A 22,214-nucleotide genomic window follows, 5' to 3' on the forward strand; every position below is an offset into this window, starting at 1 on the left:
CAGGTTTGATTGCTTATTGCTGGTTTCCCTATAAACCCACCATCAAAAACATGCCTCAGCAGGGACAGGTAGCCACATTGTAAATAGTATCAATGAGTTACAATGTGGCTTATCCCGAACTGGGGTTTGATTAATAAAAGTGCTGTAAAAGCCGTGGGCACTTATCCTGCGGCTTTTCTTTGTCTTTTTAATTATTGATTCAACACCTCATTTTTAGAGCGTATCAGCCTCATAACAACGTCTTTCAACTCAAACGCATACGCTTACTTAGCACGCGCTTTATCACTATCTTTGGTTATTGCACTGTGCAATGACTCAACTCAATGACTTTTTGCTCATTTTAAACATTCTGCTAACAACCGCTTTATAACAACACACATTGTGCAAATAACAATGAATCAAAAATCAAAAACCCAATTTTAATGATTCAATTACTACGGCATTTTAGCCCCCAAAGCCGCTTAGATAATTAGTCTAAGCAGGGTCACCCGCTGCAATGCCGTCACTCTAAGGAGAGATACCGTGGCCAAAGATCCAAATGAGCCTCAACAAACAAAAGAGCCATTGGCAACCGACTCATCCAACCATCAGCACTCTGAATCGAGCGCTCAGTCTGAACCCAAAACGCCTACCAAAGCCTCACGCACCCCCTTTGAGCGCAGCCAATTTGGTGGCACTCAGCGCACAGCCAAACCCAGTGACGATGATCGCCCCATCTCCCGTAGCGACCTAAAAAAAGGCGCACAAGAGATGTCCACGCACAGCGTTGCACACGTGAATTGGAGCGTGCTCATCATCTCCTCACTGATTATTACTATGTTTTCATTATGGGCTATCTTTTTACCCAAAATAGCTAGCACCACAATGAAAATGGTTGTGGACTGGATTGCTACCAATTTAGGCTGGTATTACGTCATCACCATGGTGCTGGTGATTGGCTTTGTGATTTGGGTGGCTTTGTCAAAAAATGGCAGTGTGCGCCTTGGCCCAGATGACTCTCGTCCGCAATATAAGCTAGGCACTTGGGCGGCCATGCTATTTGCTGCTGGCGTCGGCATCGATATGCTGTTCTTCTCCGTGACCGGTCCAGTGGTTCAATATCTCACACCACCAACCGGCGAGGGCGCAAGCGCAGAGGCGATGCAAAACGCTGTCGTCTGGACCATGTTCCATTACGGTATTGCTGGGTGGTCAGTGTATGCGCTGCTTGGTATGGCCATGGGCTACTTTGCTTATCGCTGGAACATGCCTTTGTCACTGAGAGCTGCGTTATACCCGCTGCTGGGCAAACGGGTGAATGGTCCGATTGGGCATGCGATTAGTACCATCTCATTAGTAGGTACCGTATTTGGGGTGGCCACCACCATGGGCATCGGTGTGGTGCTATTAAATGTTGGCTTCTCTAAACTATTTGGGCTACCAGAGGGACTGGCTTTACAAATATCGTTAGTCATTGGCGCGGTGATATTGACGATTCTGTCGACCACTTCTGGCGTTGATCGCGGCGTACGCTGGATATCTGAGCTCAATTTGTGGAGCGCGGTAGCAATGATGGTGTTTATCCTATTTGCCGGTCAGACCGCCTTCTTGCTAAATGGCCTGGTCGAAAACTTGGGTCAATTCTTTGTCACCTTGCCAGCACGCATGTTCCAAACCTTTGTCTATGAGCCTGGCAGCAGCGATTGGATGGGCAGCTGGACCTTATTCTTTTGGGCGTTTTGGTTGGCTTGGGGGCCGTTTGTTGGCGTGTTCTTAGCCCGTATCTCACGCGGCCGAACTTTACGTGAGTTTGTGATAGCTGCCATTACCATTCCTGTGTTATGCGACTTTATTATTGTCTCATTCTTCGGCAACTCAGCCCTTTATGAGGTGGTCTTCAATGGCAATACCGAGTTTGCCGCACTGGCTGTCGCAAATCCAGAACAGGGCTGGTATGCCCTACTCGAGCTGTTTCCCGGCGCGCCTTTTTTGGTTGCCTTAGCCACCTTATCAGGCCTGCTGTTTTATATCACCAGCGCCAACTCAGGTGCGATGGTGATGTCAAACTTCTCGACCTCTATTCCCGACCCTGCCGAAGATGGGCCAAAATGGCTGCGTATATTCTGGGCGGTGTTGACCGCGGTATTAACCATCTCGATGCTAATTGCTGGCGGTGTCATCACGATGGAATACGCCACCTTAATATTCGCCTTACCGGTGACCATTATTGCTTATTTGGTCATGTTCTCGTTTTATAAAGCACTCAAAATTGAGCGTGCTGAAAACGAAGGTAAAGTATTAAGACGCCCAACTGTCGCACCCAGTGGCAGCACCATTCCTGAGCGCTCTTGGAAACAACGCTTGGGACAGATGCTCACCTATCCCTCTAAGCGCGAGGCCATGCAGTTTTTGGATCGTGTGGTTCGTCCTGCGCTGTCTGATGTGGCCAATGAGTTTGAGCGTCAAGGCTATCAGGTTGACCGTCATAGCATCCCAAATGTGGGTAACAGCAATGACTCTGAGCTTGCCGGCCCTATTCTTAGTGTCTTCACTGACGCACAAGACAAGTTCTTCTATCAAGTCACCGCGGTGAAGATACCGGCACCAACATTCAGTGGTAAAGTTGCGCCCAATACGGATACCTATTATCGCTTGGAGGTGACTACTCAAACGGGATCTGGTGGTTACGATCTGATGGGACTGACCAAACAGCAGGTGATTGATGATGTGCTTGAGCAGTATGAGGCGTATTTGACGTTCTTGAGTACGCCAGCTTCTGATAGCCATCATTTATAGCGGTTCATTGAATGACAGATTATGGCTTAACTAAAATAAGCCCCTTTGATAGGGGCTTGTTTGTTATCTGCTTCAAGAAGGTAGTTACTCCTGAATGAGATAATCATAAAGCGTATCTTCTACCGGATTATCAAGTAAAAACCTAAAATGAACGATAGGCTGACCTTTGTCAGTCTCCCCCTGCTCAATTGAGTCAGCAGCGATTGAAACATTACCCAAATAATAAAAGTCAGTCCCTTCGCCATCTTCTTTTTTTACAAATAAAAGAATTCGCTTAGACTCTATAACGTTTTTTATCTCAGGACTACTAAGCTTTCTATTTGATCGTGACTCCCAAGCAAACTCAGAGGAATCAATGAAATGGTCATTATAATTAATATCACCCTCTAACTCAGCAGATTTATGATAAGTCACAAAGCAAGGCGTGACCCCATTTACTGTTTTATAGCCATAAACCGTACTACTAATGTCTTGCTCCCAGTTTAATAGCCGACAAACATCTTTCCTACTGTATTTGTTGTATCTAATTAAGCCACCAATGTAGTGCTTTTTTGAGAAACTTTTATTAAAAGTGGCAACAGAGTAATCGACTACATCAGCAAAAAACTTATTAAACGTATCATTTCCTAATGCATTCTTTAAGTCACTTCCCAAGCTAAAAACACCATTTTCTAATCTAATATTATCGTAGCTCTTTCTGATAAAATTAAAATTGATATTAATCAGCAGCGATTCAACCGTTTCCTCATCAATGAGGTAGCCATATATCTGTTGTATGTCGTGTATAAAATCCGCTTTATTTAAACGACTCACCTCAAGTAGTCTACGTAGCAACAGACTCTCTTCGACCCGTTTACCATTATTAATATTGAGCGTAAACAGCTCTAGAAGCTGTAGCAAATCAGACGGAACAGTATCTTTATAACTGTCCTCAACTCTATTAATAAAGTTTAAATAAGATTTTGCATATGAGGCAAATAACCAAGGGTCTCTTGAGCCGTATTTGATAAAATCCATCATCATTGGGATTCTACCGGTTTTATACTTTAAGTCTTCATAGTCTTTTTTGAGATCCGCCAGCTTTTGCATATTGGCATTTTTAATTGATTCAAAAATCTTTTCTCGTGCTATCTCATCAAAGTTTACTGTTGAAGCGCCAGGTATAAGGTTACTGCCACTTCGAATCAGCTTTCGAATGGTGTCTTTGTTAAAAGAGCGGTCGCCGTACAGCGCAATAGGTACCAGATAGTTATTGTTATAATTGCCAATAAAGTCGATAACGGTCAAATACTCTTTGCCTTCAGCCTTCCTAAGTCCCCTGCCAAGCTGCTGAACAAATATGATTGCGGACTGCGTCGGTCTGAGCATGATGATTTGATTAATAGTTGGTATATCGATACCTTCATTAAAGATATCTACCGTAAAGATATAATCGATTTTATCGCTTCCGGTGCTCTCTAGTCGTTTCATAGCATCTAATCTAGCGTCTTCCGAGCTGGCTCCAGAGAGTGCTATAGATTTATAACCCCTTTGATTAAATTCATCAGCCAGTTGCAATGAGATTTTATTGCTAGAGCAAAACACCAGTCCTCTAATTTCTCCAGAATCAGTACCATAGAATTCAGACTGAGCAATGATATGATTCACTCTCTCATCGCTAGTGAGTTTGTTAAAGTCTGAATACTCATTCACCACCTCATTATTAATGGTGATATCTGTCACGCCATAGTAGTGAAACGGCGACAACATACCCTCATCAAGTGCACGATGCAGCCTAATCTCATAAGCAAGATTGTAATCAAATAGCTCAAAAATATTGGCCCCATCGGTACGCTCAGGTGTTGCCGTCATGCCGAGCAAGAACCCAGGTTTGAAGTAATCCAATATCGCCTTGTACGATTGGGCCCCTGCTCTGTGCGTCTCATCTATAACAATATAGTCAAAATGCTGCTGATTGAATAATTGTAGATTTTCTTGTTTTGATATTGTTTGCACGGTTGAAAAAAGATAATCACAATCTAGATCTTTAGATTGACCTGAGAATAATCCCATAGATATCTTAGAGCCAAGCAACTTCCTAAATGTCTTTAAGGCCTCTTCTGCAATGGTTCTTCTATGCACAATAAATAAAAATGTTTTGGGCTGATATTGCTGAACATCAAAAGCAGATAAATAAGTTTTCCCAGTACCTGTTGCTGAGATAATCAATGCTTTGTTTTTTCCGCTTTTTCGTAAGTCACTCAGGTTTTTTAATGCCTCACTTTGCATTTGGTTTGGGGTGACAGGTTTGTTTAAGGCCGTTTGTGCTGCGATCTTAATTTGTTTTCTAAACTGCTTTGCTTTACTCCAAATCTCTGTATATTCATCAAGAAAATCAGGGGTGACGTCTCTAGCGCTGGCAAGCTCTTTATCAAACTCAGTGATAACCTGCTCATACAACTGACCATCATCAGTGCTTGACACCTTTAAGTTCCATTCTTTATTAGAGCAAAGCGCATTTGCCGTCAGGTTACTGCTACCAATAACGATGTTGTTGGTCTGACCATGTTTGAATATATAGCCTTTTGAGTGAAAGTCATTTGTGGCAATTTTTAAAGTAATGTTTCCAAATCTGGATAACCTTCTTAGTGCCTCAGGCTCTGTAAAATTAAGGTACTGAGATACCAAGAATTTACCTTTTACATGATTCCGCTCAAGCTCTTGTAAGCGGTTAATAATAGTTGCAACCCCGCTGTTAGTGACAAAGGCTACCGAAATAAAAAACTCATCGCATTCACCCAATTCTTTTAGCAGTGTTGATAAGAACTTTTTGCCTTCTTTTTTATCATTGGTGAGTAAAGCTGCTTGGTAGTTTTGATTGGCATTGTATTGTTTGTTGATAAAGCTCTTTTTTAAACTCGCATCAAGACGGGTAATTTCAGTCATTGGTCTAATTCCTTAATCAGCCGATCAACAATGGGAAGATCAGCTGCTGCCCAATCTAAAGCTTCAAGCTCACTAACATCTAACCATTTAAATGATATGTGCTCTGATAGCTCAAGCTCTCTCGTTGGCGTAGAACAGATAAAAGAATGCATTTGAATCTTAAAGTCGGGGTACTCATGATTAACGACTAAAAAGTCTTCTTCGACAGAAATATTCATTTTTAACTCTTCATGAATCTCTCTGACTACGGTATCTGATGGCAGCTCGCCCGCTTCAATTTTTCCTCCAGGGAACTCAAACTTTTGTGAAATATAGTCAAATTTGTTAGGCCCTCGTTGCACACATAGTATTTTGCCGTTATTTATAATAATTGCTGCCGCTACTTTTACTTGTTTCATCGCAATTCAAGTCCTCAATACTTTTAAAATGTTGTATCCGATAAGTTAACTTAACTGTATCTTTGATGTTTTTTCATTGTACCAGGTGTCCAGCTCCGCTCAACAAATTTAGACAATAGCAACATACCATTACGCTCAACCTAACCCGTTTACAAGCCTCTGTATTTTTTAACAAAAAATCTAGGGACAGGCGTTTTTGAATTTGAAATACTAAAACTATTCAATTATTTCAAATCTCATTTAAGTGATCTTTAATTCAAGGAGTTAACTATGAAAACCCTATCTGCTATTGCAACATCAATATTACTTACCTTTGGTGCAGCCGCCCCAAGCTTTGCTGCTCCGACCAAAGCCGCTGTAGTACAAAGTCAGATCAATTTAAATCAAGCCATCACAATCGCCAAACAAAAGGCGCAGGGTAAAGTCAAAAGTATCGATTTTGATAGCGATGAATCAGAATATGAAGTGGAGCTGGCGTCTACTAGCACCAAGTCCGAAGTCAAAATTAATGCTCAAACCGGTGCAGTAAATAGCCAAAAACAAGAGCGCATTGAGAGCAAAGATACGGCCAAATACCAAGCATTAAATACTGCCAAGATTGACTTAGTCAAAGCGATTCAAATTGCCGCTGGTCATGGTCAAGTGCTAGAAGCTGAGTTTGATATCGACAAGGGCAGCGCTGTATATGAAGTAGAAACCCTTAGAAATGCTCAAAAATATAAAGTGATTATCGATGCCAATACGGGCCGTGTTATCCAAACTAAGCGTGATTAATCTCTCCCAGAGCAGATCTCACTATATGGCGGCCTTTACTATGGGTTAGGATTATCAAGCAAAGATAATCCTATATAATAAGGTCATGAGCCATTTAACTTCCTCTTCGACTGAGCCCGCTGTGCAGCTACAGCGCAAAGTTATCCATCTTGATATGGATGCGTTTTATGCCAGTGTTGAGCAGCGGGATAACCCACAGCTGCGCGGAAGGCCGTTGGTGGTCGGTGGTGACCCCAGCGGCCGCGGTGTGGTGGCCGCTGCCAGTTATGAGATTCGCAAATTCGGGGTGCGCTCGGCCATGTCTTGCTATGAAGCTAAGCGGCGCTGCCCTGAGGCCGTATTCGTGCGTCCCCGCTTTGAGGTGTATCGTCAGGTCAGCCAACAGATCCGCGACATTATGCTCAGCCTAACCGACTTGGTTGAGCCCTTATCGCTTGATGAAGCGTATCTTGATGTGACCGGCATTAAGGCGCATCACGGCTCGGCGACCTTGATGGCCAATTGGCTGCGAGCACAGATTTATGAGCAGACCCAGCTGCGCGCTTCAGCCGGTGTGTCTTTTAACAAAATGCTCGCCAAGATTGCCTCGGATATTAATAAGCCCAATGGCATTGCGGTCATCACACCCGATCAGGCCGATGCCTTTATTGCCACACTGCCGATTGAGCGGTTTCATGGTATCGGCAAAGCCACCGCCAAGCGCCTGCATGAAATGGGCATATATACCGGCGCTGATTTGCGCGCAGCGCCGGTGGACACTTTAGAGTATGAGTTTGGCAAGCGTGGCCGCTTTTATTCCGAGATTGCTCACGGTAACGATAATCGACCTGTTAAAGCAGAACGCAAACACAAGTCAGTGGGCTCAGAGACCACCTTTCGCGATAACCTACGTGACACAGACAACTTACTGGTACAAATCTTTGAACAAAATGCCGATGCCTTTGAGCAACTGTCTAAAAAGGGACGTCTGGGCCACACCATTACCCTTAAGATAAAGTATGCTGACTTCACTCAAATCACCCGCTCACACACTTTGAACACGCCGTTCCCTTCTGCTGAGTCGGCGCATTATTGGTTACAAAAGCTGTTCGCTGATGTCCCACGCCATCTGCCCATTCGCTTGGTCGGGGTCACCTACTCAAACCTCACAAGCTTAGATGACTTAAACACGCAGCCTGATCTGTTTGGTTTATAACAAAGGCTCTTTAGTCCATAAAATCCCCTGTTAAGCACTCATAGCAACTTAACTGACCCAAAACTCAACTCAAAAAACGGTTATTTCTGTTAAACTACTCCGCATTGCGCACAGCCTTGGCTTGCGGCACACCCCACTTTTATATTGACCCGATTAAAGACAACTTATGACTCAGCCTCTCTCTCAAAACCAACATGACAGCTCAAGCAATATGCCTACTGACAACGCCGAAACACAAGGCTATCTCAGTGTTGCTGATTACGATTATGACCTGCCTGATGAGTATATCGCCCGTTATCCGCTGGCTGAGCGCAGTGCGTCACGCTTGATGTATTTGCCAGCTCAAAAAGCAAATACGGCTGTCATACAAGACAGACAATTTTCTGACTTGCCTGAGCTATTACAGGCAGGCGACTTGATAGTATTTAACGACACTAAGGTGATGAAAGCCCGCTTATTTGGCCAAAAAGACACCGGCGGCAAGGTAGAGGTTTTGGTCGAAAGACTTACCGATGACACTGAGTTTACTACTGATGAGAGCGGACAAAGCTTTGACAATGTGGCACTGTGTCATGTGCGTGCAAGCAAAGCGCCAAAGCTTGGGCAGCACTTAGTTTTAGGGGATGGCAACATTGAATGCGTGATGATTGGCCGTCATGAGAACTTATTTATTTTAAGCTTTAAAAACCCTATCCTGCCAGACTTAGAGCAGTATGGCGAGTTGCCAATCCCGCCGTATTTTGAACGTCATGCCGATGAAACTGACAATGTGCGTTATCAAACCGTGTTTCATGACCCGACCAAGCTTGCCAGCGTGGCTGCCCCCACCGCAAGCCTACACTTTGATGATAAAGTACTCAAGCAGCTGGCCGATAAAGGCATTAACACCGCTTACGTCACCTTGCATGTGGGCGCTGGCACCTTTGCACCGGTCAAGACCGACAACTTGCTCAATCATACCATGCACAGCGAGTATGCCAATCTGCCACAAGCCACCGCGGATCTCATTAATCAGACGCATCAAAACGGTAATAAAGTAATCGCCATTGGTACCACAGTGACTCGTGTGCTAGAGACCGCTTATCAAAAGACTGCCGACGATAACGGTGAGGTATCGGCATGGTCAGGTGACACTGATATCTTTATCTATCCAGGTTTTAGGTTTGGGGTGATTGATAAACTGCTGACCAATTTTCATCTGCCAAAATCAACGTTACTCATGCTGGTTTCCGCTTTTGCCGGAAAAGCCAATATCGAGCAGGCTTATGAGCATGCGGTTGCCCAAAAATACCGCTTCTTTAGCTATGGTGATGCCATGCTGCTTGAACGCAACCTGTGATAAGCCGTCAGTCATAAAATAAGTCATTAGCATCAATAATAAAATAGATAAGAGAATACTATGCAAGCAATAAATCCCATTGATCCCAATACCAACAAAGCCGAAAAGTATCAATTATTATTAAAACAAGCTGAAGCCATTGTCAGCAGTGAAAGTGATTTGATTGCTAATATGGCCAACCTAACGGCGTTGTTAAAAGACACCTTTAACTGGTTTTGGATTGGATTTTATCGGGTCGATAGCAGTGCCAATCAGCTCATTCTTGGTCCGTTTCAAGGTCCGCTGGCTTGCACCCGTATCCCGCATGGTAAGGGCGTATGTGGTGAGGTCTGGGCGACGGGTACCACTCAAATTGTTGATGACGTCAATGCGCATCCCAATCACATCGCCTGCTCCTCCCTATCACAGTCGGAGATTGTGGTACCGATAACAGATGAGGCGGGTGAGATTATCGCAGTATTAGATATTGATTCAGATACGTTAGCCACCTTTGATGAGGTCGATGGAGAGTATCTTCAGCAATTGGTTGACCTACTAAAATAGTATGTGGGTCGGCAATAGTATAGGGTCGGCACCGATAGTGCTGACCCTATTTTTTTATGTCATATAAAGCCGACTTGTCATTTCTTTTTTTTGCCTTGAACCGCTTTAAAGCGGCCATCTGTTTTATTAATCACAAACACCCGTCCACGACGACGCACCACTTGGCAATCAGGATGACGGTTTTTGGCAGATTTTAGTGAGCTTAAGACTTGCATGGCAGAATCCTTTTAGACAGTTTTAAATAGATAACAATAGATAAATAGGTTAAATAGGTTAAATAGGTTAAATAGGTTAAATAGGTTAAACAGGTTAAACAAATCGACTTCATATAATTATGTTATAACATAACATAAAAGATAGCAAAGGAAAATTGCCGGTTAGTATGAAAGCCATCCTTTTTTTGTATTGCTCCTCCTCTCTACAGACATAAAAATGCCCTCTAATCATTAGATTAAAGAGCATGGGTATATCATTCAAAATTTAAGTGGTTTGTTATTTATTTGAGCTCTAAAGGCGGCACATCCTGACCACGTCTGTGGTAAAAGTCCGCCACAAACTCATCAAATCTGTCTTCATCGATGGCATCACGAATGCCTTGCATTAAGCGCTGATAATAACGCAGATTATGAATGGTGGCCAGCTGAGCGCCGAGCATCTCTTTGCACTTATTTAAGTGATATAAATAAGCACGGCTAAAGTTTTGGCAGCAGTAGCAGTCACACTCTGGATCTAATGGGCCTTGATCTTCACGATATTGACTGTTTCGAATGCGTACAATGCCTTGGTTGTCTTCATTACCAGTGACAAAGTAATGTCCATTACGCGCGTTACGGGTAGGCATCACGCAGTCGAACATATCGACCCCGCGGCGTACCGCTTCTAAAATATCCTCAGGCTTGCCCACGCCCATTAGATAGCGAGGCTTATCGGCTGGCATAAGCTCTGGCATGTAATTTAAAACGCTGATCATCTCCTCTTTGGGCTCACCCACAGACAGACCACCAATAGCATAGCCATCAAAGCCAATCTCTAACAAGCCATCCATAGATTGACGACGCAGATCTTCATACATACTGCCTTGCACAATGCCGAACAGTGCATTGGTATTGCCCAATTTTTTGTGCTCATCGACGCAGCGTTGACCCCAACGTAGGGAGAGCTCAAGTGATTTTTGGGCTTCAGAATAAGTCGCTGGGTATGGCGTGCATTCATCAAACTGCATCACGATGTCTGAGTTTAATGAATACTGAATTTGCATTGATTTTTCAGGCGATAAAAACACTTTAGCCCCATCAATGGGCGACTTAAAGGCCACACCTTCTTCAGTAATCTTGCGCATGGCGCCCAGACTAAATACCTGAAAACCGCCTGAATCGGTCAAAATAGGCTTATTCCAGTTCATAAATTGATGTAGACCACCGAATTTATCAATCACTTCGGTGCCAGGACGCAGCCACAAGTGGAACGTGTTACCAAGAATAATATCAGCGCCAATATCTTCAATCTCACGAGGCAGCATGCCTTTGACTGTGCCATAAGTACCTACTGGCATAAAGGCTGGGGTTCTGATTTCACCGTGATTGACTGTCACAGTACCTCGGCGCGCACGAGACTCGCCCGTGGCTGTTTTATGTAGGGTAAATTGCATAGCATTAACTCAGAGTAATTAGGTTAAAAATAAGATAAACAAACAAAGGAGCGCTTAAGCTAAAAGAAGTCGTCATGCGATTGATTTGGGCTAACACAGGGGTTAGTTGAGATCGGCACTCGCCAATAGACGCAATTATAACATTGCTGGGATATTTGCGGGGCAGTTGCTCTGAGTTTTTTATTTTCTAAGGTTTAATACTGCTCATAAGTGATTTAATACTGCCAATAAGTAATGAGATTAACAAAGCTGACAGCCAAAAATGCATCCGGCTTATTTTAAAATTTGCTAGTAATCACAAGTTTACTTTGCTATAAAAGCAAGACGGCCTTTTATCAGACCTGATTAATTACAGGGGTCTATTTCCTTTTTTTTACTTTATAACATCGTCTGTCTGCTCTTGATAATGAGCCTATCAGTAAGGCGAGGAGTCTTCTATGAGCTTAAGAGTCATCATTGCCATTATTTTTATTCTGCTGATCGTCGTGCTGTTGTTAATTATGCTTCGTGGCCAACCCTCCTCAAAAAAATCACGCACAGTGACTCAAGATAAGAGCAAGGCTGATGCTCATACCACGAATGAAGAGGACACGTCTGTTGTCCAAAGCACAGCTGTTGATCGTACCAGCTTTGCCAGCAGTGCCTTACCGCAAAAGAACACCCCAATCGGCCAAGCAGATGGCGTCATAGACCCCAGCCAAGATGCCGAGCACGCCGTACCTTCTAAACACACCCCCTTAGCAGAGCTGCCAGAGCAGACAGCCATAGAGGGGCCGTTATTAGTCGAAGCAGAATTGGCAGAGATGCTGGCCATCAGTGAGCAGCCAGAAGCGCTTGAGGTAGTGCAGTCTAAAGCGGATATCTTACAAGCAGATCCGGCCATAGCGTCCAAAAAATCAGCAATGACACATGCTGCGGGTGAAGAACACGGAGACCAGCTGCTTACCAAATCCACTGAAGCAGTTAAGCCTGAAGCCATTGAACCTGAAGCAACTAAAATGGCCGAAGCCGTTGTTGAAAATCTACAACACACCAGCACACAAGAGCCTAAGCCCCATGCTGAACCTGCGTCTAAAGCCGAGCATGACGCTGTAACTTTAGCTGTTCCCGAGCCAAAAGCCGCTGAAGTTACTGCAGCTGCCCCCTCTTCTACTGCGGCTAGTAACAAGCCTGCACATAAATCGCCTGCGATAAAAATTCAAAGCTATGAAGAGCGTCAAGCTGCTCTAAACAGCGCACCGACACCTGCTACAGATGAGCTGCGCCAAGTGATGCGCTCACAACCCGACGCGTACAGTCTGCAGGGGTTCGATTTCGTTAAAGATATAGATGGCGCTAAGCTGACTTTAGATCTGGCAGAACAATACATAGAATTGGGTGAGTACGACAGTGCCAAACGCTTATTGCAAGAAATTATTAATAGCTCGGCCAACCAAGCCCAAAAGGCAACTGCTGAGCAAATACTTGGCCAGCTTTACTGATCTAAATGTTAAGCCATTGGGTTTATACCACGTCTATACTGTATTTATACTATGTTTATACCACTGCCATTAACTTATGAGACAACGACCTACCATGACCGCACACATTAACACCACAGTCACCACCGACAACACCTCAGATCTGAATCAAGTCCAACTTATCTATGCCGGCGGTACTTTTGGTAGCTATGGCAAGCCGTTATCTGCACTGCCTGCTGATACCTTTCTGCCCCTACTTTTGGATAAAATATATCAAAACCTAACTTCAAAAATTGAGGTGTTGCCAAATACTTGTGTCAAAGACAGCAGTCAATTGTCACCGGCTGATTTGGCACATTTTTTTGAGCTGATTTTGATGCGTTATGCGCAGGGGTATCGTAAGTTTGTACTGATTACTGGTACTGATACCCTTAGTTATCTGGGGTCATTTTTGGCAGAAGCTTTCGCCGGTAGCGATTTGTGCCTAGCATTGACCGCCAGTATGCGCCCGCTATTTGATGCCAATGACATTCATAATTATCATATCGATGCACACAGTGATGCTTGGGGCAATTTATCAGAGGCCATCGGACTTGCCAGCCATGGCGAGCCTGGAGTTTCCATCACTTTTGCAGGTGAGTCTTGGCCGGCGCAAACCGTACAAAAAATCCATAGCCATGACCTCATGGCCTTCACCGGTCACCAACGCGCTGGCTATCCGGCCAACAGTTATCAAAAAATACTGCCTGCCACACGCCGTCATAACTGGATCGGGGACTCTCAGCACAAGCTGCCTGCTGTGTTAGAGGCTGCTAAAGACACCATCATTCCCACCCTCTATTGTGTCCCAAATAGCGCAGACTGGCTGGCCACTCAGTTAGATAACTTATTAAGCTTGCCGCCGACTGGGGTGATTTTAATGGGCTTTGGTGCAGGCAATATCCCTTATAGCGATAAGCTTGCTGCCACTATGGATACGGTAGCAGCACACGGCCATATCCTCGTTTGTACGACACAGTGTCCTTATGGCGGAGTCAGTGAGGCTTATGCTGCTGGTAGCTGGCAATATGAGCACCAAGTGTTATCGGCCGGCAGACTGACCATTCCTGCTGTGTATGCCCGACTGCTGTGGTTACATCTGGCTTATGACACACCCGCCAGACGTCGTCAGCGCTGGCAATACAGCGTAAATAAGGCATAAACTTTGCCTAAAAATCTTTATAATGCCCCCTTTTTATCCTATTTTACCGACCAATTTGGCTTTACCCATGACGTTTACCTCCTCAGATCGAAGCGATACACAACTACCCACTGCCTCAAGTGATTTGCTTGAGCCGACCACAGCACCCTCTAGTAGCACCCTTCAGCACCCTGCTCAAACCTATGCGCTAGGTGTTGAATTCAATGGCGCTAACTATCGGGGATGGCAGCGTCAGCAAGAGGTGTTGTGTGTACAGCAGGTACTCGAGGAGACACTGAGCAAAATTGCCAATGAGCCCATTGAAGTGGTGGCAGCCGGTCGTACAGATGCTGGTGTGCATGGCGGTAATATGCTGGCTCACTTCACCACTTCTGCCAAGCGCGGCGTATATAATTGGCTGCGCGGTGCCAACAGCCTGCTGCCTGATGACATCGCCATTCGCTGGATTCAGCCCATGCCCGATACGTTTCATGCCCGCTTTGGCGCCATCGCCCGCCGTTACCGCTATATTACTCTCAATCAGCCGCAGCGCCCGGCGGTCCTCAATCACTTGGTGACCCACATTCATGAGCCCTTAGATTTGGCCTTGATGCAGCAGGCCGCTGAGCATATCGTCGGTACCCATGACTTTAGCAGCTTTCGCGCCGCTGCCTGCCAATCTAAGCAGCCGGTACGCAATATTCATCATGCTAAGCTATTTAAGCATGGCGAGTTTATTGTGTTTGATATTCAGGCAGATGGCTTCTTGCATCACATGGTACGAAACCTGATGGGCACCTTGTTTGCCATTGGTAAAGGTGAGCTTCAACCTGAGGATTACTTACGGATTTTGCAGGCCAAAGACCGTACTATTGCCCCGCCGACAGCGCCGCCAGATGGGCTATATTTTATTAACGCCTATTACCCTGAGCCAATGCAAGCCCTACTACCAAAGGTGCCACTAGCACCGCAGTGGCTAAATCTGCCCGAACAATAAGCGCTCTAACCATCCATTAACATGCGAACCATCCATTAATAAGCAACTAGCAAATTCGACGTATTTTATCAAGTGATACCACAACAAAATTTGCTTAATCAGCGGATGTTGCGTATAATAACGACCTACAATTCTATTTGAACGGGTTAACCCAAATAATTATGGCAAAAAAAGACGACATTATTGAATTTGAAGGCGAAGTCATTGACACCCTTCCAAACACACTTTTTAAAGTGCGCCTAGAAAATGGACATGAAATCATTGCCCATATTTCAGGTAAGATGCGCAAACATTACATCCGTATCTTAACCGGTGATAAAGTTAAAGTTGAAATGACGCCATACGACTTGACCAAAGGTCGTATTACTTACCGTGGTAAAACCTAATTTATAGGTTTTATTTAGTGCTGCGCGACAGGTTGAGTGTGGAGTAGATATCAGTCATCTAACCCTCTCAATAAAAAGACCGCTCCTTACAGAGCGGTCTTTTTTGTGGCTAAAATCTACCGTTTAGACGGATTGACTTGTACGTCAATGCAGCTACGTCAATATAGCCTAATTATTTAAACTCAACTGTCGCGCCATTTTCAATGGTATTTAATAATGCCATAGCGTCCCAGTTGGTTAGGCGGATACAGCCGGCGGAGGCTTGACGACTGATGCGCTCAGGATCCGGTGATCCATGAATGCCATAAGAGGGTTTATCCAGTCCAATCCACACTCGGCCAACAGGGTTATTAGGTCCAGGAGGCAAGACGGTCTGCTTGCCATCGGCATCGGTATGGGTGTAGTTGGGATCACTTACCTTAACTTTTACTTTATGGGTACCGGTGGGTGAAGGCGTTGCCGTACTGCCTACGGTTGTGGGATAGCTGGCCACCAGTTTATTGTCTTTGTCATAAGCATATAAGGTCTGCTGGTTTTTATCTGCCACTACCCGACTAATGGCTTTTGTATTGGCGCGGCCGGGGTTATAAACCGTCAAAGTTTCCCCAGTGACAAATTTTGCATTGGGATTTAGCTGTTTAAGATAGCTGACACTCATATGGAATTTTTCACCCAATGCTTCAGGAATGCTTTCATAATACAGCCCTTCAAGTTTAGACTTGGCTTCTACCCCAGCTGGTATCGTGGTGGTCTTAATATTGACATCTGAATCTTTTAGCGTATAGCTAATCAATACCGGCTTTTGCCCAAGATTGTCATTTTGTCCTGACCCTTTTAACAAAGCCTCCCAAGTTTTTTGATCCAAAGTATCCGTGACGGGTAACCCCTGGGCCTGCTGAAAAGCTTGCATCGCTTTTTGGGTGTTTTTGCCCCAATAGCCATCGACAGCACCGACACCATGTTGATTCCAGTTTAATAATGCCTGTACTTTGGTGCCCACAGCCTGAGTCATCTTCACGCCCGGCTTCCACTCGCTACTGTTGACCTGCTTTGCCATGGCCGATAAGCTGGTATCTTTTGCCGCATTAGCGGCAGCATCTGATTGAGCAGTGGCTTGGGTGGCCGCTGATTCACTGGCAGTGGGGCCTGATGCCTCTACATTAGCGTCACTTTGAGCGTCATCAGCCGCTTGCGCCATGTCCTCTTCATGATCTAAATCATCAGTCTGTGTATCCTCAGCTAAGGCTTGATCTGCAGCAGATTCAGACATACTGGTTACTTGTGGCGGTGTGTTAGTATTTGATTGTACAACATCATTATCAGCTTGAGCATAGGCCACTACAGGCAATGTCAACGCCGCTAATATGGCCACAGTGAGTGTTTTTAACGTTGCCTGTTTTAAACTATTTGTTGAGGGGGTAAGCATTTATGTGCCTCTTTTTTCTTATTGTTGGTTTTATTTTATAAGCTATTAATATACAACCTAAGTGCTTATAAATCAACGGCTTAAGCGTTATGTTATGCAAAGTTATGTATATCTAAAGCCTCGCCAATTCCTCAAAATCCGATAAAAAAAGACCCGAATCCGAAGATTCGAGTCTACTGATTAGGGCGAAATTAGTCTAACTGTTATTTAGCTTAGCTTATCTGATTTTGGCTTAGCTTAGCTTGGCCAATACTGCCTCACCCATTTGTTTACAGCCTACCAAGGTTAAGCCTGTTTCATCAGCATCCATAATATCACCCGTACGCAAGCCATCATCTAGCACATCGCTTACAGCTTGCTCAATTGCCGCAGCAGAAGCTTCATGCTTAAAGGTGTAACGCAGCATCATAGCCACCGATAAGATGGTGGCTAAGGGGTTGGCTTTGTCTTGACCAGCAATGTCTGGTGCGCTGCCGTGGCAAGGCTCATACATGCCTTTACCATGCTCATCTAAGCTTGCTGATGGCAACATACCGATAGAGCCGGTCAACATGGCGGCCTCATCCGATAAGATATCGCCAAACATATTACCCGTCACCATCACATCAAACTGCTTGGGATTTTTTACCAATTGCATACAGGCATTATCGGCATACATATGGCTTAAGTCCACGTCGCTATAGTCAGCCTGTTGCAGCTTAATCATGGTCTGCTTCCAAAGCTCGGTGACCTCTAACACATTGGCTTTGTCCACTGAACATACTTTGGCGGGTGTGCCATTGGCTTTAGCACGCACTTGCGCCAAATCAAAGGCCACTTTACCAATACGCTCAATCTCAGAGGTCTTATACACCATGGTGTTGTAACCTTGCTGTTCACCATTATCTAAGGTGCGAATACCGCGTGGCTCCCCAAAATAAATACCACCCGTCAGCTCACGCACGATAAGCAAGTCTAGACCTGAGATGATTTCCGGCTTTAAGCTTGAGGCATTAGCCAGCTGAGGGTACAGTTTGGCCACCCGTAAGTTGGCAAACAAACCCAGCTCACTGCGAATTTTTAATAGACCACGCTCAGGACGAATACTGCGCTCAATGCCATCCCATTTAGGCCCACCCACAGCACCTAATAATACCGCATCTGCCGCACGGGCTTTCGCCAAAGTTTCATCAGGCAGTGGCACGCCAGCATTATCGATAGCGATACCGCCGATATCTGCCGTCTCCAAGCTTAAACCTAAGTCAAACTTGTCATTTACAGCTTCTAATACAGCCACAGCCTGAGTCATAATTTCAGGGCCAATGCCATCGCCAGCTAGGGTTAAAACGGTTGCCATAGTTGTTATTCCTAAGTTTTTATCAAATAAATTGTAATGAGCTATCGATTACGCCATCAAATGAAGTCGCGGATAAGGCCTATTGATTAGGCGCGTACTTCTTTAAAAATCCAAGGCGTATTTTGCTGCATTTTGGCCTCATAAGCTTTGATCGCCTCGCTTTGCTGTAAAGTAAGACCGATATCATCGAGACCATTTAACAAACAGTGCTTACGAAACTCATCAACCTCAAACGGATACTCTGTGCCGTCAGGGGTGACGACCACTTGACGCTCAAGGTCAGCGGTTAACTCATAGCCTTCGTTGGCAAGGCATTGCTCGAACAAGTCGTCAACTTGCGCTTCGGTCAATACAATGGGCAACATACCATTTTTAAAGCAGTTGTTATAGAAGATATCGGCAAAGCTTGGGGCAATTACGGTGCGAAAGCCATACTCTGATAAAGCCCAAGGTGCATGCTCACGGCTTGAGCCACAGCCGAAGTTATCACGGGCCAGCAAAATAGTTGCACCTTGATAGCGCGGTTTATTAAGCACAAAATCAGGATTAATCGGACGCTTAGAGTTGTCTTGGCCTGGGAAGCCTTCATCCAGATAGCGCCAATCATCAAATAAATTGACGCCAAAACCTGTGCGTTTGATAGATTTTAAAAACTGCTTTGGGATAATCTGATCGGTATCCACATTCGAGCGATCAAGGGGGCATACGATGCCAGTTTGGGTATTATAAGCTTGCATTAGAGGTTCCTTAACATAGGGTATCTGATAAAACGGAGTATGGCCTTAATCACTGATTAAAAGCTTCGCACATCCACAAAATGACCGGCTAAGGCCGCCGCTGCCGCCATTGCTGGGCTAACTAAGTGGGTGCGACCACCATTGCCCTGACGACCCTCAAAGTTACGGTTTGAGGTTGAGGCGCAGTGCTCTTGTGGCTCAAGCTTATCAGCATTCATTGCCAAACACATTGAGCAGCCAGGCTCACGCCATTCAAATCCTGCCTCAATAAACAACTTATCTAATCCCTCTTGCTCCGCTTGCTGTTTTACCTGGCCCGAGCCGGCAACCACGATGGCTTCTTTAACGTTGGCTGCCACTTTACGGCCTTTAATCACCGATGCCGCTGAGCGCAAGTCTTCAATACGAGAGTTGGTACACGAGCCAATAAAAATACGATCAAGCTTGATATCGGTAATCGGCTGGCCTTGCTCAAGCCCCATATATTGATAAGCACGCTCCCATGCCTCAGCCTGCACCTCATCTTTTGCCTGAGCTAACGTTGGAACATATTGAGTCACATCCACCACCATCTCAGGTGACGTGCCCCAAGACACTTGCGGGGCAATGTCACTGGCATCTAGCTCAACAATCGCATCAAAATGTGCGCCCTCATCTGAGTGCAAGGTATTCCAGTACTCAACCGCTTGATCCCACTGCTCACCTGTTGGTGCAAAAGGACGGCCTTTGACATATTCGATGGTGGTCTCATCCACACCAACCATGCCCACACGAGCACCAGCTTCTATGGCCATGTTACACACCGTCATACGGCCTTCCATGCTCATGTTTTCAAATACCTCACCAGCAAACTCAATGGCATAACCGGTACCGCCTGCCGTACCAATCTTAGCAATAATGGCCAACACCACATCTTTGGCAGTCACGCCAGCGCCTAGCTCACCATTGACACGGATCAGCATATTTTTAGATTTTTTCTGAACCAAGCACTGAGTGGCCAACACGTGTTCGACTTCAGAGGTACCAATACCATGAGCCAAACAGCCTAAAGCGCCATGCGTTGCCGTATGTGAATCACCACATACCACGGTCATGCCTGGCAATACCAAGCCTTGCTCTGGGCCTACTACGTGTACGATACCTTGACGCACATCGTTGATGGTAAACTCTGCAATATTAAACTTAACGCAGTTGTCATCCAACGTTTTGACCTGCAAGCGAGACACTTCATCTTTAATACCACTGACACCTTCAAGACGCTCTTTGCGCACTGTAGGTACGTTATGATCAGGCGTCGCAATATTGGCTGATAGACGCCAAGGTTCACGATTGGCCAGCGCTAAACCTTCAAAAGCTTGCGGGCTAGTCACTTCATGCAACAAGTGGCGGTCAATATAAATTAGACTTGAACCGTCATCACGTTGACTGACCAAGTGCGCATCCCAAAGTTTGTCATAAAGTGTTTTTGCAGTCGTTATCGTTATTGCTGACATGGAAAATATCCTTGCTGGCTTATAAAATTAAGCTCTAAATAAAAAAATCATTAATAAAAAAGGTATAAAGCGCAAGAACATTGCACCGTTGATAGCCGCTTAACTTGTGGCGCAATTGGCCCCTCAAGGTCATTTAATCAGATTTAGCCTCTCAATATTATATATAATAATAACATTGGCTTTATAAGCGCTAAATGAGTGCAACATAACCTGCCTTATCTATTGAGATTATAACAGCTTAGTTATATAATAATAATTGATGATTTTTATCATAAAGCAAACTTTATATTATACTTAAACTTTTAACCCTTTTGATAGTTTTAGGCTGACCATGAATACCACAAATTTGACCACCTTTATCACTGTAATGCAAACGGGCAGTATTTCGGGCGCGGCTGAAAAACTTTTTATCACCCAACCTGCTGTCAGTAAGCGCATAAAAAACCTTGAAGATGAGTTTAAGGTTACCTTATTTGATACCTTAGGTCGTGGTATCGTGCCCACCGCTGCTGCTAATGAGCTACTGCCGCACGCCAAGCGCTGGCTGGATGATTACGATAACTTCAAGATCAATATCCAAAACTCTCAGCAAACCATTTCGGGAAAACTGGTCATTGGTACCAGTCACCATATTGGTCTTCATCACCTATCTCCAGTACTAAAACAGTTTATCCAGACCTATCCGTCTGTGCAGCTAGAGGTGCACTTTGTGGACTCAGAAGCGGCACACAAAGCGGTGTTGGATGGTGAGCTGTCATTGGCCTTTTTGACCCTGCCCCCTGTGTATGACAAACGCCTGACTTATCATACACTTTGGTCAGACCCCCTGTTTTTTGTGACGGGAACCTTGTCGCCTTTAGCACAAAAATCCAATGTCACCTTAGAGCAACTGGCACACTACTCAGCCATCTTGCCGGCAGCCAATACGTTCACCAGTCAGATTACTTTGGCAGAGTTTGCCAAACAAAACCTAAAACCGTATGCCACCATGACTACCAACCCTCTAGAGTCTATTCGTATGCTGGTATCGGTCGGTCTAGGTTGGTCAGTATTACCGCAAACCTTGATCAACCACGAGTTGGCCTACGTTGATATGGCAAAGGATTTAGAATTACAGCGGCATCTTGGGGTGGTCATCAACCCAAGCTTAACCCGCTCAGCCAGTGTTGATGCGTTAATGCAAATGCTGGCACCTATTAGCTCATAAGTAACTAATAAGTAGCTAATAAGCCCCCTTCTTAATTTATTTGCCGCTTTAATTTATTTGCCGCTTTATTGAGCTAATCAGTTAGCGTGCCACTTTTAGCCTCCTATGTGCTTTCTGCCAGTGACTGTAATCAGTCGCTGGCGGTGGCAGTCAACCTTATGTTAATTGTTTTTGTGAATTACGTTCGTAATCGCCTTTTTTTTACTTTATAATGCACTTATATTGCCAAAAGTTAATGGAGCGTAACCTATGCGTTGTGAATACTGAGCTGTTTATCCATTAATAGATTATTATTGGTTTTTGCACAGCAGTTTTCAGGGCATAAAGTTTAAATTAAAAAACTTTTACCTTATTACCTTAACTTTTGTTGATACTCTTTTAGTTTTTATAAAAAA

18 protein-coding genes are annotated in these 22,214 nt (G+C 44.7%); 10 read left to right on the forward strand and 8 right to left on the reverse strand.

All coding sequences use genetic code 11. The features are described from left to right. The first annotated feature begins 522 nt into the window (after positions 1-522). Positions 523-2,775, forward strand: a complete 2,253-nt coding sequence (gene betT, locus JMX92_RS10200) for a choline BCCT transporter BetT (protein WP_201545488.1) — start codon at positions 523-525, stop codon at positions 2,773-2,775. An 84-nt stretch (positions 2,776-2,859) separates the two neighbouring features. Here the strand turns inward: betT and JMX92_RS10205 are convergent, their stop codons facing one another. Together JMX92_RS10205 and JMX92_RS10210 are read right to left on the reverse strand one after the other, a co-directional pair. Next, positions 2,860-5,700 (reverse strand): DUF3427 domain-containing protein, encoded by a 2,841-nt coding sequence (locus JMX92_RS10205; protein ID WP_201545489.1) that lies wholly within the window; start codon positions 5,698-5,700, stop codon positions 2,860-2,862. Then, on the reverse strand, positions 5,697-6,098 hold the full coding sequence (locus JMX92_RS10210) for a (deoxy)nucleoside triphosphate pyrophosphohydrolase (RefSeq protein WP_011961138.1): 402 nt from the start codon (positions 6,096-6,098) through the stop codon (positions 5,697-5,699). The genes JMX92_RS10205 and JMX92_RS10210 overlap by 4 nt, the downstream gene beginning before the upstream one ends. Positions 6,099-6,368: 270 nt before the next feature. On the opposite strand from JMX92_RS10210, the gene JMX92_RS10215 reads away from it, so the two are divergent. From JMX92_RS10215 to JMX92_RS10230, 4 genes are all read left to right on the forward strand, one after another. Then, a complete protein-coding gene (locus JMX92_RS10215) occupies positions 6,369-6,872 on the forward strand; it encodes a PepSY domain-containing protein (RefSeq protein ID WP_201545490.1) in 504 nt (167 codons plus the stop codon). Positions 6,873-6,957: 85 nt separating this feature from the next. Further along, positions 6,958-8,067, forward strand: coding sequence for a DNA polymerase IV (gene dinB, locus JMX92_RS10220; protein ID WP_201545495.1), 1,110 nt, complete (start codon positions 6,958-6,960; stop codon positions 8,065-8,067). Positions 8,068-8,233: 166 nt separating this feature from the next. Beyond that, positions 8,234-9,406: a tRNA preQ1(34) S-adenosylmethionine ribosyltransferase-isomerase QueA gene (gene queA / locus JMX92_RS10225; RefSeq protein ID WP_201545497.1), complete on the forward strand. Its 1,173-nt coding sequence runs from the start codon at positions 8,234-8,236 to the stop codon at positions 9,404-9,406. 60 nt (positions 9,407-9,466) lie between these two features. Next, positions 9,467-9,949, forward strand: coding sequence for a GAF domain-containing protein (locus JMX92_RS10230; protein WP_110816937.1), 483 nt, complete (start codon positions 9,467-9,469; stop codon positions 9,947-9,949). A 77-nt stretch (positions 9,950-10,026) separates the two neighbouring features. On the opposite strand, the gene ykgO is transcribed toward JMX92_RS10230, so the two are convergent. Both ykgO and tgt read right to left on the reverse strand, forming a co-directional pair. Continuing rightward, positions 10,027-10,164: a type B 50S ribosomal protein L36 gene (gene ykgO, locus JMX92_RS10235; protein ID WP_011961143.1), complete on the reverse strand. Its 138-nt coding sequence runs from the start codon at positions 10,162-10,164 to the stop codon at positions 10,027-10,029. Positions 10,165-10,445: 281 nt separating this feature from the next. Further along, on the reverse strand, positions 10,446-11,597 hold the full coding sequence (gene tgt, locus JMX92_RS10240) for a tRNA guanosine(34) transglycosylase Tgt (protein ID WP_201545499.1): 1,152 nt from the start codon (positions 11,595-11,597) through the stop codon (positions 10,446-10,448). Between the two features lie 437 nt (positions 11,598-12,034). On the opposite strand from tgt, the gene JMX92_RS10245 reads away from it, so the two are divergent. The 4 genes from JMX92_RS10245 (at position 12,035) to infA (ending at position 15,620) form a co-directional block, all read left to right on the forward strand. Then, on the forward strand, positions 12,035-13,078 hold the full coding sequence (locus JMX92_RS10245; protein WP_201545501.1) for a FimV/HubP family polar landmark protein: 1,044 nt from the start codon (positions 12,035-12,037) through the stop codon (positions 13,076-13,078). Between the two features lie 94 nt (positions 13,079-13,172). Further along, entirely contained in the window at positions 13,173-14,258 is a 1,086-nt protein-coding gene (locus tag JMX92_RS10250; protein ID WP_049751014.1) for an asparaginase, read from the forward strand. A gap of 67 nt (positions 14,259-14,325) precedes the next feature. Next, complete coding sequence (truA, locus tag JMX92_RS10255; protein ID WP_227675345.1) at positions 14,326-15,234, forward strand: tRNA pseudouridine(38-40) synthase TruA; 909 nt, start codon at positions 14,326-14,328, stop codon at positions 15,232-15,234. A 161-nt stretch (positions 15,235-15,395) separates the two neighbouring features. After that, complete coding sequence (infA, locus tag JMX92_RS10260) at positions 15,396-15,620, forward strand: translation initiation factor IF-1 (protein ID WP_011961149.1); 225 nt, start codon at positions 15,396-15,398, stop codon at positions 15,618-15,620. A gap of 172 nt (positions 15,621-15,792) precedes the next feature. On the opposite strand, the gene JMX92_RS10265 is transcribed toward infA, so the two are convergent. From JMX92_RS10265 to leuC, 4 genes are all read right to left on the reverse strand, one after another. Continuing rightward, positions 15,793-17,046 carry a L,D-transpeptidase family protein gene (locus JMX92_RS10265; RefSeq protein WP_201545503.1) on the reverse strand — a complete coding sequence of 418 codons (1,254 nt, stop codon included), beginning with the start codon at positions 17,044-17,046 and terminating at the stop codon, positions 15,793-15,795. A 232-nt stretch (positions 17,047-17,278) separates the two neighbouring features. Continuing rightward, positions 17,279-18,382 carry a 3-isopropylmalate dehydrogenase gene (gene leuB, locus JMX92_RS10270; protein ID WP_011961151.1) on the reverse strand — a complete coding sequence of 368 codons (1,104 nt, stop codon included), beginning with the start codon at positions 18,380-18,382 and terminating at the stop codon, positions 17,279-17,281. 86 nt (positions 18,383-18,468) lie between these two features. Further along, on the reverse strand, positions 18,469-19,119 hold the full coding sequence (gene leuD / locus JMX92_RS10275) for a 3-isopropylmalate dehydratase small subunit (RefSeq protein ID WP_011961152.1): 651 nt from the start codon (positions 19,117-19,119) through the stop codon (positions 18,469-18,471). 56 nt (positions 19,120-19,175) lie between these two features. Continuing rightward, positions 19,176-20,612, reverse strand: coding sequence for a 3-isopropylmalate dehydratase large subunit (gene leuC / locus JMX92_RS10280; RefSeq protein WP_011961153.1), 1,437 nt, complete (start codon positions 20,610-20,612; stop codon positions 19,176-19,178). 331 nt (positions 20,613-20,943) lie between these two features. On the opposite strand from leuC, the gene JMX92_RS10285 reads away from it, so the two are divergent. Beyond that, the gene (locus JMX92_RS10285; protein WP_011961154.1) at positions 20,944-21,819 is read left to right on the forward strand and encodes a LysR family transcriptional regulator; all 876 of its coding nucleotides are present in this window, start codon (positions 20,944-20,946) and stop codon (positions 21,817-21,819) included. Positions 21,820-22,214 lie beyond the last annotated feature (395 nt).

Origin of the sequence: Psychrobacter sp. H7-1, from assembly GCF_904846585.1 — a bacterium.
In the GTDB taxonomy this organism is placed as follows: domain Bacteria; phylum Pseudomonadota; class Gammaproteobacteria; order Pseudomonadales; family Moraxellaceae; genus Psychrobacter; species Psychrobacter raelei.